The sequence below is a fragment of the Pseudomonas saponiphila genome (assembly GCF_900105185.1).
In the GTDB taxonomy this organism is placed as follows: domain Bacteria; phylum Pseudomonadota; class Gammaproteobacteria; order Pseudomonadales; family Pseudomonadaceae; genus Aquipseudomonas; species Aquipseudomonas saponiphila.
This window is the reverse complement of record NZ_FNTJ01000001.1, coordinates 2,972,983-2,989,546: the sequence shown is the minus strand read 5'-3', so window position 1 is coordinate 2,989,546 and position 16,564 is coordinate 2,972,983. Positions and strand designations below refer to the sequence as shown.

Annotated in this window: 14 protein-coding genes; 4 read left to right on the top strand and 10 right to left on the bottom strand. The window is 64.7% G+C overall.

The annotated features are described in order from the left end of the window. Nucleotides 1–19 precede the first annotated feature (19 nt). Complete coding sequence (locus tag BLV47_RS13960) at nucleotides 20–1,678, top strand: SulP family inorganic anion transporter (RefSeq protein ID WP_092314455.1); 1,659 nt, start codon at nucleotides 20–22, stop codon at nucleotides 1,676–1,678. 373 nt (nucleotides 1,679–2,051) lie between these two features. On the opposite strand, the gene pepN is transcribed toward BLV47_RS13960, so the two are convergent. The 6 genes from pepN to BLV47_RS13930 are packed head-to-tail and all read right to left on the bottom strand — an operon-like array spanning nucleotide 2,052 to nucleotide 8,552. After that, nucleotides 2,052–4,709: an aminopeptidase N gene (gene pepN / locus BLV47_RS13955; protein ID WP_092314453.1), complete on the bottom strand. Its 2,658-nt coding sequence runs from the start codon at nucleotides 4,707–4,709 to the stop codon at nucleotides 2,052–2,054. Nucleotides 4,710–4,721: 12 nt separating this feature from the next. Next, nucleotides 4,722–5,552, bottom strand: coding sequence for a DUF2797 domain-containing protein (locus BLV47_RS13950; protein ID WP_092314451.1), 831 nt, complete (start codon nucleotides 5,550–5,552; stop codon nucleotides 4,722–4,724). Continuing rightward, nucleotides 5,549–5,809, bottom strand: coding sequence for a YeaC family protein (locus BLV47_RS13945; protein WP_016965405.1), 261 nt, complete (start codon nucleotides 5,807–5,809; stop codon nucleotides 5,549–5,551). The genes BLV47_RS13950 and BLV47_RS13945 overlap by 4 nt, the downstream gene beginning before the upstream one ends. Before the next feature lie 15 nt (nucleotides 5,810–5,824). Continuing rightward, a complete protein-coding gene (locus tag BLV47_RS13940; protein ID WP_092314449.1) occupies nucleotides 5,825–6,694 on the bottom strand; it encodes a rhomboid family intramembrane serine protease in 870 nt (289 codons plus the stop codon). Next, nucleotides 6,691–7,665 carry a metallophosphoesterase gene (locus BLV47_RS13935; protein ID WP_208605298.1) on the bottom strand — a complete coding sequence of 325 codons (975 nt, stop codon included), beginning with the start codon at nucleotides 7,663–7,665 and terminating at the stop codon, nucleotides 6,691–6,693. The genes BLV47_RS13940 and BLV47_RS13935 overlap by 4 nt, the downstream gene beginning before the upstream one ends. After that, nucleotides 7,662–8,552, bottom strand: a complete 891-nt coding sequence (locus BLV47_RS13930) for an NAD(+) kinase (RefSeq protein WP_092314445.1) — start codon at nucleotides 8,550–8,552, stop codon at nucleotides 7,662–7,664. The genes BLV47_RS13935 and BLV47_RS13930 overlap by 4 nt, the downstream gene beginning before the upstream one ends. 162 nt (nucleotides 8,553–8,714) lie before the next feature. Between BLV47_RS13930 and BLV47_RS13925 the strand changes: the two genes are divergently transcribed. Beyond that, nucleotides 8,715–9,686, top strand: a complete 972-nt coding sequence (locus BLV47_RS13925) for a DUF1853 family protein (protein WP_208605266.1) — start codon at nucleotides 8,715–8,717, stop codon at nucleotides 9,684–9,686. A 406-nt stretch (nucleotides 9,687–10,092) separates the two neighbouring features. Here the strand turns inward: BLV47_RS13925 and BLV47_RS13920 are convergent, their stop codons facing one another. Together BLV47_RS13920 and BLV47_RS13915 are read right to left on the bottom strand one after the other, a co-directional pair. Next, nucleotides 10,093–11,379, bottom strand: a complete 1,287-nt coding sequence (locus tag BLV47_RS13920) for an arsenic transporter (RefSeq protein WP_092317224.1) — start codon at nucleotides 11,377–11,379, stop codon at nucleotides 10,093–10,095. 148 nt (nucleotides 11,380–11,527) lie between these two features. Then, nucleotides 11,528–12,085 (bottom strand): NADPH-dependent FMN reductase, encoded by a 558-nt coding sequence (locus BLV47_RS13915; RefSeq protein WP_092314441.1) that lies wholly within the window; start codon nucleotides 12,083–12,085, stop codon nucleotides 11,528–11,530. A 216-nt stretch (nucleotides 12,086–12,301) separates the two neighbouring features. Here BLV47_RS13915 and BLV47_RS13910 point away from each other — a divergent pair, with 216 nt between their 5' ends. Continuing rightward, on the top strand, nucleotides 12,302–12,538 hold the full coding sequence (locus BLV47_RS13910; RefSeq protein WP_060839066.1) for a hypothetical protein: 237 nt from the start codon (nucleotides 12,302–12,304) through the stop codon (nucleotides 12,536–12,538). 116 nt (nucleotides 12,539–12,654) lie between these two features. Continuing rightward, complete coding sequence (locus BLV47_RS13905; RefSeq protein ID WP_092314439.1) at nucleotides 12,655–13,548, top strand: LysR substrate-binding domain-containing protein; 894 nt, start codon at nucleotides 12,655–12,657, stop codon at nucleotides 13,546–13,548. On the opposite strand, the gene BLV47_RS13900 is transcribed toward BLV47_RS13905, so the two are convergent. Beyond that, nucleotides 13,545–14,132: a GNAT family N-acetyltransferase gene (locus tag BLV47_RS13900; protein ID WP_092314437.1), complete on the bottom strand. Its 588-nt coding sequence runs from the start codon at nucleotides 14,130–14,132 to the stop codon at nucleotides 13,545–13,547. The genes BLV47_RS13905 and BLV47_RS13900 overlap by 4 nt on opposite strands. A gap of 14 nt (nucleotides 14,133–14,146) precedes the next feature. Then, entirely contained in the window at nucleotides 14,147–16,402 is a 2,256-nt protein-coding gene (locus BLV47_RS13895; RefSeq protein WP_092314435.1) for an Orn/Lys/Arg family decarboxylase, read from the bottom strand. Between the last annotated feature and the right edge of the window lie 162 nt (nucleotides 16,403–16,564).

Sequence of the window (16,564 nt, the reverse complement as noted above, 5' to 3'; positions counted from 1 at the left end):
TGAGCTTGAGGAGTGCAGCATGATTGCCATACGCGAGGCGTGGAAAGCCGGGCTGCTGGGGCGCACCCACTGGGCCCGCAATCTGCTGTCCGGGGTGATTGTCGGCGTGGTCGCCCTGCCCCTGGCCATGGCCTTCGCCATCGCCTCCGGGGTCAAGCCCGAGCAAGGCATCTACACCGCCATCGTCGGCGGCCTGCTGGTGTCGCTGTTCGGTGGCAGCCGTTTGCAGATCGCCGGTCCCACCGGAGCCTTTATCGTGATTCTCGCCGGGGTCACCGCCCAGTACGGGGTCGACGGCCTGCAACTGGCGACCATGATGGCCGGCATCATTCTGTTCCTGCTGGGCGTCAGCCGCCTCGGCGCCCTGATCAAATTCATCCCCGACCCGGTGATTCTCGGGTTCACCGCCGGCATCGGGGTGATCATCTGGGTCAGCCAGTGGAAGGACTTCTTCGGCTTGCCCGCGGCCCAGGGCGAGCATTTTCACCAAAAGCTCTGGCACCTGTTGCAATCCCTGCCCGGGCTGCACCCGGCCACCACCCTGCTGGCCCTGCTCAGCCTCGGACTGTTGCTGTGGCTGCCGAGGATCACCGCGCTCAGGCGCCTGCCGGCGCCGCTGGTGGCCATGACCCTGGCCACCGCCCTGCAGTCGCTGTTCCAGTTCGATGGCGTGGCCACCATCGGCAGCGCCTTTGGCGGCATTCCCCAGGGCTTGCCGAGCCTGCAGCTGCCCCAGATCAGCCTGCCACGGATCCTGGACCTGATCGGTCCGGCCTTCGCCATCGCCATGCTCGGGGCCATCGAATCGCTGCTGTCGGCGGTGGTGGCCGACGGCATGGCCGGCACCCGCCACGATTCCAATCAGGAGCTGATCGGCCAGGGCATCGCCAACCTGGCCACGCCATTGTTTGGCGGCTTCGCGGCCACCGGCGCCATCGCCCGCACCGCCACCAACATCCGCAACGGGGCCACCAGCCCCCTGGCAGGCATCGTGCATGCCGCGGTGCTGATGCTGATCATCCTGTTTCTCGCCCCGTTGGCGGCCAATATCCCGCTGTGCGCCCTGGCCGCGATCCTGTTCGTGGTGGCCTACAACATGAGCGAACTGCACCACTTCAAGCGCATGCTGCAGCGCGCGCCGCGGGCGGACGTGGCGATCCTGCTGTGCACCTTTGTGCTCACGGTGTTCAGCGACCTGGTGATCGCGGTGAATATCGGGGTGATCCTGGCGATGCTGCATTTCCTGCGGCGCATGGCCTCCTCGGTGGAGGTGCAGCAAGTGGTGGGTGAAGACCTGGAAAACGAACTGCGTGGCAAAGGCCGCGGCCCCCTGCCGCCGGGGGTACTGATCTACACCATCGAAGGCCCCCTGTTCTTTGGCGCGGCGGAAACCTTCGAACGGGCGCTGGCCCAGACCCACAGCGATCCACAGTTGCTGATCATCCGCCTCAGGCATGTGCCGTTCATGGACATCACCGGGCTGCAGACCCTGGAGGAAGTGGTCGGCCAACTGCACAAACGCGGGATAGTGGTGAAGTTGTGCGAAGCCAACCTCAAGGTGCACGCCAAGCTGGAGCGAGTCGGCATCCTGCACGCCATCGGCATGCAGAATTACCACAGAGACTTGAGCGAAGCGCTGCAAAACGCAGCCCCCACCACCGCGCCCGCCCTTTCGTAGGAGCTGGCTTGCCAGCGAAAGCGTCAGCCAGGGCGGCGCAAGGCTCAAGGGCCTCTTCGCCGGCAAGCCGGCTCCTACGCAGGCCGTGCGACCGCTTGCTCCCCCCGTAGGAGCTGGCTTGCCAGCGAAAGCGATACCGGAAACGGTCACAAGGCTCAAGGGCCTCTTCGCCGGCAAGCCGGCTCCTACGCAGGCCGTGCGACCACTTGCCCACCCGTAGGAGCTGGCTTGCCAGCGAAAGCGTCAGCCAGGGCGGCGCAAGGCTCAAGGGCCTCTTCGCCGGCAAGCCGGCTCCTACGCAGGCCGTGCGACCGCTTGCCCACCCGTAGGAGCTGGCTTGCCAGCGAAAACGACGTCAAGAGCGCTGGAAGCCTCAGGCGAGGCTTTTGCTGACCACTTCGTACACGTCGCTGGACAGCTCGCCAGAGGCGCGGATGCGCTCCAGTTCGCCCTTCATCAGCGCCTGGCGGGCGCTGTCGTATTTGCGCCAGCGGGTCAGCGGCGCCAGTTGCCGCGAGGCAATCTGCGGGTTGAAGCCGTTGAGCTGGATCACCAGATCCGCCAGGAAGCGATAACCCGAACCGTCGGCGGCGTGGAAGTTGATCAGGTTCTGTCCGGCAAAGGCCCCCACCAAGGCACGCACCTTGTTCGGGTTCTTGATATTGAACGCCGGGTGCTGCATCAGCGCCTTGACCCGCTCCAGACCGCCCGGCAACGGGCTGCCGGCCTGCACGCTGAACCACTGGTCCATGACCAGGGCGTTGTCCTTGAAGTGCTCGGCAAACACAGCCAGGGCCTTGGCCTTCTCGGCCTCGAACGGCGAGTTGACCAGCACCGCCAGGGCGGTCAGGCGTTCGGTCATGTTGTCGGCGCTGTCGAACTGTTCGATGGCCGCCGCCAGCACTTCGGGCTTGTGGGTGAGCATCAGGTACGACAGGGCAATGTTCTGCAGCGCGCGGCGGGCGAAATGCTCGGACTCGGCCACGTAGGCGGTGACCTTGGACACCTCGCGGTTGGCCTGATAACGCGTCCACAGCCCGTCGAACAGGCGCTCGGCCAGTTGCTGGCGAGCAAACTCGCGAGCCGCGTGGATCGCCTCGACATCCGCCACTTCGCTGATTTCAGTCAGATAGGCCTCGCCCGGCAGGGACAGCATTTCCGCGACCATGGCCTGGTCCAGGCTGTCGTCCGCCAGCACAGTACCCAAGGCGGTCACTAGCCGTTCGTCCATCACCAGCGCCTGGCCCTGCTGATGCTGGGCGATCAGCTCCTGCAACACTTGCACGGCCAACTGCTGACCAGCATCCCAACGGTTGAAACCGTCGCTGTCGTGCTGCATGAGGAACATCAGCTGGTCGCGGTTGTAGGGGAAGCTCAGCTTCACCGGCGCCGAGAAACCGCGCAGCAGCGATGGCAGCGGCTGTTCGGCGATGTCGACGAAGGTGAAGGTCTGCTCGGCCTCGGTCACCGAAATCACCCGGGAAGTGCCCTGGGCCGCGCTTTCACCGGACAGGCGCAGGGCCATGCCCGCGCCCTTGGAGTCCAGCAGGCCCAGTGCCAGCGGAATCACGAACGGCAGCTTTTCCACCTTGTCCGGGGTTTGCGGGCAGCTCTGGCGGAAGGTCAGGCTGTAGGTTTTCGCCGCCGCGTCGTAGGCCTCGCTGACTGCCAACCGTGGCGTACCGGCCTGGCTGTACCAGCGCTTGAACTGGCTCAGGTCGACGCCGTTGGCGTCTTCCATGGCCTTGACGAAGTCGTCGCAGGTCACCGCCTGGCCATCATGACGCTCGAAGTACAGGTCGCTGCCCTTACGGAAGCCTTCGGCGCCGAGCAAGGTGTGGATCATGCCCACCACTTCCGACCCCTTTTCGTACACGGTCAGGGTGTAGAAGTTGGAAATCTCGATAAAGCTTTCCGGGCGCACGGCGTGGGCCATGGGGCCGGCGTCTTCGGCAAACTGGTGGGTGCGCAGGTAGGCCACGTCCTGGATGCGCTTGACGGTGCGCGAGTTCATGTCGGCGGAGAAACCGGCATCGCGGAACACCGTGAAGCCTTCCTTGAGCGACAGCTGGAACCAGTCGCGGCAGGTCACCCGGTTGCCCGACCAGTTGTGGAAGTATTCGTGGGCAACGATCGCCTCGACCCGCTGGTGCGCGGCATCGGTGGCGGTTTCGGCACGGGCCAGCACGGCGCTGGAGTTGAAGATGTTCAGGCCCTTGTTTTCCATGGCGCCCATGTTGAAGTCGTTGACCGCGACGATCATGAAGATGTCCAGGTCGTACTCACGGCCGTAGGTTTCTTCGTCCCAGCGCATGGACTTCTTCAGGCTGTTCATCGCGTGCTGGCACTTGTCGATGTTTTCCGGCTCGACATAGATGCGCAGCGCCACGTCGCGCCCGCTCTGGGTGCGGAAGCTGTCTTCCACGCACCACAGGTCACCGGCCACCAGGGCGAACAGGTAGGCCGGCTTCATGAACGGGTCTTCCCAGGTCGCCCAATGCCGGCCGTCTTCACCGGGGCCGCTGGCGATCGGGTTGCCGTTGGAGAGCAATACCGGGTAGCTGTGCTGCTCGGCCACCACGGTGGTGGTGAACTTGCTCATCACATCCGGACGATCGAGGTAATAGGTGATCTTGCGAAAGCCCTCGGCCTCGCACTGGGTGCAGAACATGCCGCCGGACTTGTACAGGCCTTCCAGGGCGGTGTTGCTCTCCGGGTGGATCTTCACGCTGGTATCCACGGTGAAGCTGGCGCTGGTCGGGTGCAGGGTCAGGTGGCTGTCATCGAGCTGGTAGTCGCTGGCGCCCAGCAGTTGATCGGACAGGCTCACCGACAGCAGCTCCAGTTGCTGGCCATCCAGCACCAGCGGTGGCAGGCCGGCGCCGCGCGCGGGGTTGCGACGCATCACCAGCTGCGCATGGACCAGGCTGTGGTCCTCGAACAACTCGAAGGTCAGGTGGGTTTCGTCGATCAGGTACTCGGGGGCCTGATAGTCCTTCAGGTAGATCATCTTCGGTTGTTCGGTGCGCATGGCGAATTCCTTCTACTGATGCACGGCGAGCTGATAGGCCGTGTATTTGCGAATGTTGATCACGCCGGTATCAAAGATCAGGTACTGGCCCTTGATGCCCAGCAGCGTGCCTTCGGCGATCGGATTCTTGTCCAGGTTGAAACTGACGATCTTGGTCGGGTACTGCTCGACCGGGTAACGGATCTCCAGGGGTTCGATGTCACTCACCGGCTGGATCGCCTGCAGGCCGAAACGCTGTTGCAGGCCCAGCAGGCCCTCGGCGCAGGACTCGAACAACTGCTCGCGCACCGCCACCAGGTCCACAGCCTCGGCATCGCCCTTGAGCAAGGCGCGCCAGTTGGTCTTGTCGGCCACCTGGGAGCGGAACAGGTCCTCGACGAAGCCCGACTGCTGGCGGGTCGCCACGCGCATGATCGGCAGCGCCTGGCTGGCGCCCTGGTCGAGCCAGCGGGTCGGCAACTGGGTGGCGCGGGTGATGCCGACCTTGATCCCCGAGGAGTTGGCCAGGTAGACCACGTGATCGGTCATGCAGAACTGCTCGCCCCAGGACGGCTCGCGGCAGGTGCCGGCGTCATAGTGGCAGCGTTCGGGGCTCATGATGCACACATCGCACTGGGCCAGCTTGGTCATGCAGGGGTAGCAATAGCCCTGGCTGAAGCTGGTCTTGGTCTTGCGCCCGCAATGGGTGCAGTGGATCGCGCCCAGGTATTCCAGGCGCAGCGTCTTGCCGATCAACGGGTTGACCGGTACCTCGCTGTCGCCCAGGCGAAAAGCGTACTGAACGTTCGGCCCATCCAGGCGGGCCGACATTTTGCTGATGGAACCGCGGCCGATCTCGATCAATGGATGGCATCCGACTTGAACAGGATGTTCGGCACCGGCGCCGACTTCGAGGCGCATTCCTGCGGCCCCATGTAGCCGGTGCGCTGGTCTTCGGGCAGGTTCTGCATCTCCCAGGCAATCATGGCCTGCAGGGACAGTTCACGCTGCTCGGCGGTGAGCTTGCGACCATCGGCCCATTTGCCGATCTCTACCGCCAGCTTCAGGCTCTGGTAGATCTCGGGGGTGATGTTTTCGATCATTTCGACAAAGGACGACATACGCGACTCCAGCATTTAAAGGGCCAGTTTCTGGCGGCTGTAGAGGCCACCCAACAAGCCGGTGAGGCAACCGATGAGCAGCCCGCCGACATGGGCGGCGTTGGCGATTTCGCCGAAGCCGATCATCGACACCAGCCCGGACAGGCACAGCAGCAGCCACACCAGCATCATCACCAGCACGCCCCGGGGCAGGCGGTAGATGGGGTTGGGGGACAGTAATTGATAGATCCAGCAATGCCCGAGCAGGCCGTAGAGCACCCCGGACAGGCCACCGAACAGGGTTGGGCCGCTGAAATAGTATTGGGCGTAGTTGGACACCAGGCTGAACAACAGGGTCAGGCCCAGCAGGTTGATACTGCCCTGGCGCAGTTCGATGCGCCGCCCCAGCTCCCAGTACCACATGCCGTTCATGGCGATGTGCAGGATGCCGAAGTGAATCAGCATCGGCGTCACCAGGCGCCACCACTGCCCCGCCGCCAGGCTGTCGGCCAGGGAGCTGAACTGGATGTAGTCGCCCACCACGCGAAACTCGAGGAAGGTGAACCAACCAAGGGTCTGCAGGTTGTCACCGAGCAAGGTGATGCCGCTCACCGCCAGGCTCAGCAGCAGGATCAGCGCGGTGACCGGGCTGCGGCGCAACTGCTGCACCAGGCCCACCCGTGCCGGCGCGGCCGCCTGTGGGATATCCAGTTGCTGTTCGGGATCGCCCAGGGGAAAGCGCTGGTACAGGCCTCGCACATCCTCACTGATGGATTCCGGCACCCAGAGCACCTGCTCACCGGCCTCTTCACTGACCCGGTGGGGCACCTGCATGCGCTGCAGCAACTTGACGAAACCACTCAGGTCGGTGGCCAGTGGCAGACGCAAAACCGCTACCGCACTCATCGCACCACCTCCGGTCGCTCAACGTCGACCCAGACAAACTTATTCGGATCCAGGCGGGTTTCCTGGTCCAGGCGATAGGCGGCAAGCTTGCCGTAGAGCACGGCGCTGTAATCCAGGCACGCCAGGTTGGGGCGGATTGGCGCCGGCTTGCCGCTGCGCCAGTAGTGGCCGACGAACAGCATCGGTTCCTCGGCGCCGTAGCGCAGCAGGCTGTTTTTTTCGGCCGGGGACAACGGCGTGCGCGCCACCGGATCGGGCAAGGCATCGGGCTGAAAGACGATGTCACCGTAGGTCTGCGGGTTGTCTTCCCAGAACTTGGTACGGAAGAACGAGCGGGTCAGGCCGTCACCGCTGGTCATGGTCAGGCCATGGGGCAGGCGCATGTCGGTGCCGCGCAGCAGGCGATCGAAGGCGGTGCTGGCAAAACTGTCAGGCAGCGCCGAGGCCTGGAGGAACTCGCGGTCGATGCAGCCGTTGGGGTATTGCTGGCGCAGCGGGGCGATCAGGCCGGCATCCCAGCAGGCGTGCACCACGCGAAAACGCCCGGCGTCGACGAACAGCGGCAGTTCATAGAACCACTGGAGGAAGTCGTGCCAGTCGCCCGGGTGGTGCTCGAACTGGGTCAGGGTTTCGTGGATCAGCCGGGCATGGCGCGGCGTGTGTTCACGCACGAACTGCTTGCCACTGCCTGCCGCCGCCGGGGTGCTCCAGCCCAGGGCGTTGAACTCATGGTTGCCCATGATGCACAGCGCCTGACCGGCCTCGACCATGTCGTGGACGATATGCAGGGACTCACGGATTCGCGGGCCGCGGTCGATGATGTCACCGAGGAACACCGCCATGCGCGACGGATGCCGCCAGACGCCGCCCTGCTTGTGATACCCGAGCCGATCCAGCAAGTGCTCCAGGGTCAGGGCGCAACCGTGCACGTCACCGATCAGGTCGTAGCTACGCGCGGGATCGAGCATCAGTCGCCTCCACCGCCCAGTCGGCTGCCCCAGCCAAGCTTGGTCCGGCAGACCTCGTAGTAATTGTGGTCCAGCGGGTGGATCAGGCGCAGTTTCTGCGCTTTCTTGCTGACCGTGATGGTGTCGCCCGGCGCGCAGGTGAAATGGTTCTGCCCGTCACAGGAGACTTGCGGATAGATCTGCATATCTTTGGACACGACGATTTTCAGCTCACTGTTGCCATCGACCACAATCGGTCTTCCAGACAAGGTATGGGGGTACATCGGCACGATCACAATGGCATCCAGCTTGGGATGCATAATCGGCCCGCCAGCGGACAGCGCATAGGCCGTGGAACCGGTGGGCGTGGCGACGATCAGGCCGTCGGCCTTCTGGCTGCAGACGAACTGGCCGTCGATGTAGATCTCGAACTCGATCATCCGCGTCGACTTGCCCGGGTGCAGCACCACGTCGTTCAGCGCGTCGCCCTGGCCGATGGCCTCGGCGTGACGGCGGACCTCGGCCTGCAGCAGGAAGCGGTTTTCCACCAGGTAATGGCCGTCCAGCACTTCGGCGACCTTGATCTCCAGCTCATCGGGGCGGATGTCGGTGAGAAAACCCAGGCTGCCGCGGTTGATCCCCAGCACCGGGATATTGTGCCGCGCCAGCGCCCGGGCGGCGCCCAGCAGGCTGCCGTCGCCGCCAACCACGATGACCATGTCGCAGACCTCGCCCAGGAGCTTGCGCGAGGAGGTTTGCAGGCCGTGGCCCGGCAGCACTTCGGCGATGGTGTCTTCAAGGATCACGTGCAGGTGGCGCGCCAGCAGAAACTTCTTCAGTCGGCGAACTGTGTCCAGCACCTGGGAGCTGCCCAGGCGACCGATAATGCCGATATTGCGAAATTGCTCCATGGGGCTCCTGCGAGGTTCGGGTACGGGCGAAACGGAGGATTATGGGCGAAACCCGGCGTTAGACAAAATCCTTTCAGCCACGCGGGCTTAGGAACCGCAGCACGAGCGCCGAGCGGCACGCATTTATCGCGAAGCGCCAGGGTTTGCGTCTATGCTCGCAGCATGCTCCTGTTCCCGGATCTGCTCAGCCTTCCACGCCAGTTGCGTCAACCTGAAGTCCGCGACCTCGCCTGGGTCATCCTCGCGCCGCCGATGCTCAGCCACACGCCCTGGCCGCAGCGCCACCCCCTGTCCGGCAGCGACTGGGTGCAGGCGCCGCAATTGCTGGCGCACTGGCTGCAGCGCCTGGACCTGGACCCCAGCGCACTGCGCCACTGGCTCAACCGCAGCCAGACACGGCGCCTGGGCCTGTACTACGAACGCCTCTGGCAGTTTGCCGTACAGCACGCCCCCGGCGTCGAACTGCTGGCGGCCAACCTGCCGATCCGCCGTGACGGCCAGACCCTGGGCGAACTTGACATGCTGCTGCGCGACCGCGAAGGCGTGCATCACCTGGAACTGGCGATCAAGCTCTACCTGGGCCCGCAACGGGGCAACGGCAGTGATAGTGCGCAATGGCTGGGGCCCGGATGCCACGATCGCCTGGACCGCAAGCTGGCGCACCTGGACGCCCACCAACTGCCGATTTCCGCCCGTGATGAAAGCCGCGAGGCCCTGGCGGCGCTGGATATCCAGCAGTTTCGCGCCCACCTGTGGCTGGGCGGCTACCTGCTCTATCCCTGGCCGGGCCACGCCGAACCGCCCGAAGGCGCCCATCCCCAGCACCTGCGGGGGCGCTGGCTGCATCAACGGGACTGGTCGGCCTACCTGGCCCAGGGCGCCCCGGGGCGCTGGCAGCCCCTGCCCCGCCACGCCTGGCTGGCCCCGGCTCACTATCCGGCCGAACAGGCCTGGACAGCCGGGGAACTGGCGCAATGGCTGGACGCCCTCGCCCCCCACGCCCCGGCGCAATTGCTGGTCCGCCTGCAAGAAACCCCGGAAGGTGACTGGGAAGAGGCCGAACGCCTGTTCCTGGTGGCCGATCTGTGGCCCAACCTCCCCGTCCCCCAGCCCCCCAAAGACCAACCTGCGTAGGAGCTGGCTTGCCAGCGAAAGCGTCCCCCACGAACGACACAGGACTCGCAAACCTCTTCGCCGGCAAGCCGGCTCCTACAGCGGATAATCGTGCAACCCCTCGTAGGAGCTGGCTTGCCAGCGAAAGCGTCCCCACGAACGACGCAGGGCTCGCAAACCTCTTCGCCGGCAAGCCGGCTCCTACAGCGGATGATCGTGCAACCCTCTCGTAGGAGCTGGCTTGCCAGCGAAAGCGTCCCCACGAGCGGCACGGGACTCGCGGGCCTCTTCGCCGGCAAGCCGGCTCCTACAGCGGATAATCGTGCAACCCCTCGTAGGAGCTGGCTCGCCAGCGAAAGCGTCCCAACGAGCGACGCAGGGCTTGCGGGCCTTTTGGCCGGCAGCCGGCTCCCGCCCTGAGGTTTCGCTACACCAGGGAAAGCCGCAACGCCAGGGCCACCAGGGTCACCAGCAGCACCGGCACGGTGAGCACGACGCCGACCCGGAAGTAATACCCCCAGCCAATATGAATGCCCTTGCGCTCCAGCACATGCAGCCAGAGCAGGGTCGCCAGGCTGCCGATGGGGGTGATCTTCGGCCCCAGGTCGCTGCCGATGACGTTGGCGTAGATCATCGCCTCCTTGACCACCCCGGTGGCTTGGCTGGCATCGATGGACAAGGCACCGATCAGCACCGTCGGCAGGTTGTTCATCACCGACGACAACCCGGCGGTCAGCAAGCCGGTGCCCAGGGCCGCGCCCCAGATTCCGCCGCCGGCAAAGGCATCGAGCCAGGCGGCCAAGTGCCCGGTCAGCCCGGCATTGCGCAAGCCGTATACCACCAGGTACATGCCCAGGGAAAAAATCACGATCTGCCAGGGCGCTTCCTTGAGCACCTTGCGGGTGGAGATCTTGTGCCCACGCGCCGCGATCACCAACAGCAAGGTGGCGCAGACCGCGGAAATGGCGCTGATGGGAATCCCCAGCGGCTCCAGGGCAAAACAGCCCAGCAGCAGAATCAGCAATACCCACCAGCCGGCCATGAAAGTCGCCCGGTCATGAATGGCACTGGCCGGATCGGCCAACTGCCGTGGGTCGTACTGCTCGGGGATGTCCCGGCGGAAAAACCACAGCAGCACCGCCAGGGTCGCGGCAACGCTCACCAGGTTGACCGGCAGCATCACGGCCGCATAGCGGTTGAAGCCGATCTTGAAAAAGTCCGCCGAGACGATATTCACCAGGTTCGACACCACCAGCGGCAGGCTCGCGGTGTCGGCGATGAAGCCCGCCCCCATGACGAATGCCAGGGTGGTAGCGGCAGAAAAGCGCAAGGCCAGCAGCATGGAAATGACGATGGGGGTGAGGATCAGCGCCGCGCCGTCGTTGGCGAACAGCGCCGACACCAGGGCGCCGAGCAACACCATGAAGGCGAACAAGCGTCGCCCCCTGCCGCGCCCCCAGCGCGCCACGTGCAAGGCGGCCCAGGCGAAGAACCCGGCCTCGTCCAGCAGCAGGCTGATGATGATCAGCGCGACGAAGGTGCCGGTGGCGTTCCAGATGATTTGCCACACCACCGGGATGTCGGCCAGTTGCACCACGCCACACAGCAGCGCCAGGAGCGCGCCAAACACCGCGCTCCAGCCGACGCCGAGGCCTTTGGGCTGCCAGATCACCAGGGTGATGGTCAGCAGGAAGATCGATACTGCAATCAACATGATTAAGGAATCTTGAATAAAAAAGCTGACCAGCATAGGAAGCGGCTTGCCGGCGAAGCTGCCCCCGAGGCCTCCATGAGGCTCAGGAACCTGCTCGCCGGCAAGCCGGCTCCTGCAACAGCAGGGGAATGTGAAGGGAGGAAGGTGTTCAGGCTTTCTTCTGTTGCTCGACCCATTGGCCGTAGGCGTTGATGAAACTCTGCAGGAACGGCCGGGTGGCCTCCGACAGCTTGCCCGTATCATCGAACGCCGAACCCGCGCCGCCCAGGTAGGCTTCGGGCTGCTGCATGCACGGCACATTGAGGAACACCAGGGACTGGCGCAGGTGGTGGTTGGCACCGAAGCCGCCGATGGCCCCCGGGGACACGCTGATCACCGCGCCCGGCTTGCCGCCCCAGGCACTCTTGCCATAGGGCCGCGAGCCAACGTCGATGGCGTTTTTCAGAGCCGCCGGCACCGAACGGTTGTATTCCGGGGTGACGAACAACAGCGCATCGGCGGCCGCGATCTGCTCGCGAAAGCGGGTGTAGGTCGCCGGCGGCGTCCCATCGATGTCTTCGTTATAGAGCGGCAGATCGCCGATCTCGACGATGCCCAACTGCAGGTTCGCCGGAGCCAGCTCGGCCAGAGCCAGGGCGACCTTACGGTTCAGGGACTGCGCTCTCAGACTGCCGACCAGCACTGCAACCTTGTAGACATTGCTCATTGGAGTTTCCAACCCTTGGCGTGAAGAAGGTGCTAGTTATAGATGAGCCCGGGGGGTGCCCGCTACCCCGCGAGCGCCATTTGCGCAGATAAATCCTGCCGTACCCCACCGCCGGGGGCGACCGTGGATTATTTTTTCCAGGCGGCAAAACTTCCCCGGCGCCCATCGGGTCTACAGCAGCGAAATTTGCGTGTTTTATCTCCAGAGGCTCTAAAGATGGCTGCAGTACTTGTCGGACAATTCCATGCAAGAGATGCCGAAGGACGGGTGTATTCAGTGCACGAGTTCCAGGAATCCATGCCCGCGCAGGACGGTACGACCGGCTCGGAACCCGTCACCACCTACCGCCTGGCAATTGGCGACCGGGTGCGCAAGCTCGACGACAATCAGTTCCTGCTGGTGCAATCGGATGTAACCATCGTTCGTGAGCCAGAAACCTACGTCACCGAATAGACGCACCCGGCTCCGGCGGTCCGGTCCGGCCAAGGGGGGCGGCTACAGATTCCGGACCCGCAGTTGGGGTAGGATTCGATGCTTGACCGCCCAACGGCTGGAGATGGACTTCAAGCATGCGTCTACGTCATATCGAAGTGATTCAGGCCCTCCTGCAAACCGCCCACCTGGGCACCGCCGCCGAGCTGCTGCAGCTCTCGGTGGCCGAGGTCGAGGCCTTGCTGCGCGATGCCGAAAGCCACTTGGGGTTCATGCTGTTCGCCAGCGTGCGCGGACGCTTGCAGGCCACCCGCGAAGCCCGTGAGCTGCAACCGGCGATCACTCGGGTCTATGACGCCTTCGAGCCGCTGCAACGCCTGGCCGACAGCTTGCGCTTTCACCAGGCACCGCCGCTGCGCATCATCGGCACCGCGCCGCTGGTCCAGCAACTGCTGCCCCAGTGCATCGCCGCCCTGCGCCGGCGCTTTCCCGATACCCCTTGCAGCCTCCTCAGTTACGGCACCCGGGACATGGTCGAGCGCCTGCTGCTGCGCGATTGCGACCTGGGCCTGAGCCTGCATGACCCCGAACACCCGGACATCCACAGCCAGGCCCTGGCCCAGGGCAAGCTGTTCCTGCTGGCCCCCCATGGCTGGCTGCAGCCCCGGCAGAAATACGTCGCCCTGCAGGATCTGGCCGGCCAGGCCATGCTCGGCCTGGAAGGCCAGGACCCGCTGAGCGTGATGCTCGCCAGCAAATTGCAGAATCTGCGGCCAAGTCCGGTGATCCAGACCCGGGTGCAGACCTATCAGATGATGCGCAGCCTGGTGGAAGCCGGCGAAGGGCTGGCCATTGTCGACCCCTTCACCGCCGTCGGCGCCCGCGGTGCCGGGCTCGATGCCTGCCCGCTGTCGCCGCCGATCGGCGTCACCCTGTATGCCCTGCGCCGCCAGGGCAGCGAAGTCTCGCCCCTGCTCAATGCCCTGCTGGAACTGCTGACGCAACAGGCCGAGGCGCTGCTGGCGAGCTAAGGCTGGCGGACCTGGGGTTGATCGGCAAACAGGTGATACCAGAAGATCGCCACTTCGCGGGTCTGCGGATCGATGCCGCGATAACGCATGTGATCCACCCCGCCCAGCACATAGCCGCAACGCTCGTACAAGCGACAGGCTCCCAGGTTGTTGTTCTGGGTTTCCAGCATCACCCCCGGCAACTGCTTCTTGCGACTCCAGAACTGCGCCACCTCCAGCAGCGCCCGGGCCACGCCATGGCGTCGGGCCGGTGCATGCACGGCCAGCTCGTCGACATGCCCATAGCCGTTCCAGTTGGTGCTGACCACCACATGCCCCACGGGCTGGTCGTCGAGATAGGCCATGAAGATCTCGCTGTCCGCGGCATTGCGGTAGCTGCCAAATTCCTCGGGATCGATGCCATAGCACTTGCGATACGGCACGACCTTGCGCAGCGGCCAGTCCGCCACAGCCAGTCCTGGCGCGGGCTCGGCGTAGGCGTTGACCTCGAAGCTGAAATCACTGCCCCAGACATAGGCGGCGAACCCCTGGTCGGCCACACGAATCGCCAGCCCCGGGTGCACGGGGTTCACAACAGGCTGCATAGCGGGAAAACTCCTCATGCCTTGATGCAATCGACGGTGTAGTGGCGCCCGTCGCCCAGATCCTCATGCTGCAGGCCGTGCACATCGGCGACAAAGCCCGGGAAGCTGCTGTCGAAGGCCCGGGCGAAAGCCAGGTAATCGATGATCGAGCGGGTCGACTCGGTGAAGCGCTCGCCGGGCATGATCAACGGGATGCCCGGCGGATAGGGCACCAGCATCACCGCGGCGATACGCCCTTGCAATTGATCGATGGAGACTGCCTCGACCTCGCCCCGCACCAGTTGGTCGTAGGCATCGGCGGGTTTCATCGCCACCTCCGGCAGCACCGTGTACATGCGCTTGAGGTGCTTGGCGGTGGCGTTGCTGCGGTAACATGCATGCAACTGGTCGCACAGGTCCTGCAAACCCATGCCCTGATAGCGCTGCGGGTCCTGGCTGGCGACGCTGGGCAGGCAACTGGCGAGGCTGACATTGGCATCGTAGTTGCGCTTGAACTCCAGCAGCTCGGTGAGCAGCGTGCTCCACTTGCCCTTGGTGATGCCCATGGAGAACAGCACCAGGAACGAATAGAGCCCGGTCTTTTCCACCACCAGCCCGCGCTCCCAGAGAAACTTGCTGACCACCGCCGCCGGAATCCCGTGCTCGCTCAGGGCCCCGCCGGCTGTCAGCCCGGGCATCACCAGGGTCACCTTGATCGGGTCCAGCAGCACGTAGTCGTCGGTGACGCCGGCGAAGCCGTGCCACTCTCCTTCGGGCTCCAGCAGCCAGTCAACGGTGCGCACCTGATCGATGCCTTCGACGCGCTCCGGCTGCCAGATCGAGAACCACCAGTCATCGGCGGCGATGTGCTGGCGCAGGTTGGCCAGGGCCCGGCGGAAACTCAGGGCCTCATCGAACATTTCCTGCAGCAGCGAGCGCCCCGCCGGCCCTTCCATCATCGCCGAGGCCACATCCAGCGAGGCGATGATGCTGTATTGCGGCGACGTGGAGATATGCATCATGAACGCTTCGTTGAACCGGTCCCGGTCCAGCTGCCGGGCGCCGCCGTCCTGGACATGGATCATCGACGCCTGGCTGAAGGCCGCCAGCAGCTTGTGGGTGGAATGGGTGGTAAACACCAGCGGGCTGTCGGCGCTGCGCGAGGTGCCCATGCCATAGCGCCCGGAAAAGAACTCGTGGAAGGCCGCGTAGGCGTACCAGGCCTCGTCGAAGTGCAGCACCTCGACGCTGTTGCCCAGGCTCTGCTTGATCAGTTCGGCGTTGTAGCACAGGCCGTCGTAGGTGGAGTTGGTGACCACCGCCAGCTTGACCCTGGGTGGGCGGCCACGGGTCAGCAGACTGGCGTCGATCTTGGCCTGGATCGACTCGGGGCTGAACTCGCTCAGGGGAATCGGGCCGATAATTCCCAGCTCGTTGCGCTCCGGGCACAGGTACAGGGGAATGGCCCCGGTCATGATGATCGAGTGCAACACCGACTTGTGGCAGTTGCGATCCACCAGCACCAGATCGTCGCGACCGACCATGGAGTGCCAGACGATCTTGTTGGCGGTGGACGTGCCGTTGATCACGAAAAAGGTGTGATCGGCGCCGAAGTTGCGTGCCGCTCGCGCCTCGGCCTCCGCCAGGGGCCCGGTGTGATCCAGCAGCGAGCCCAGTTCCGGCACCGATACCGACAGGTCGGAACGCAAGGTGTTCTCACCGAAGAACTGGTGGAACGCCTGCCCCACCGGGCTCTTGCGATAAGCCACGCCACCGCCGTGCCCCGGGGTATGCCAGGAGTAGTTGGAGTCGGCGGTGTGCTGCACCAGGGCCTTGAAGAACGGCGGCAGCAGCCCGTCCAGGTAATTGCGCGCGGCCCGGGCCACCTGCCGAGCCAGAAAGGGCACGGTGTCCTCGAACAGGTAAAGAATGCCCCGCAACTGGTTGAGCTCGCTCATGGCATCGGCCGGGGCGTTCTCCAGGGTCATCTGCTCGCCCAGGGCGAAGATCGGCAACAGGGGCGCCCGCACCCGGGCCAGGCGGATCAGCTCCACCATGTTTTGCAGCAGATGGGTGTTTTCCCCGGCGCCCTCGGCGGCGATCAACATGCAGGCCAGGCCGTGGTGGGTCGCGGCCACCAGGCGCCCTTCGGCGTAGTTCACCGCCGAGAAGATACTGAAGCCGTCCTTCTCCAACTCCCGGGCGATGCCCCGCACCCGGTCCCCGGCCACCGTATCGGCCTTGATATCGCGGTGCACGATCAGGATCGGAAACTGCAGGTCTTTGTACATGGGGCCGGGCATCCTGAGGCGGCGGGGGTGCCCCGCCAATGGACTCAGGGTAGAAGCTCCTGGCGCTGCCTGTCACCCCGAGCCCGGGCTCGATGTAACAAAAGGTCGCACTGAAACAATTACCCTGCCCATCCGCCGCGACCTTGGCCGGCAGCGGCTGCC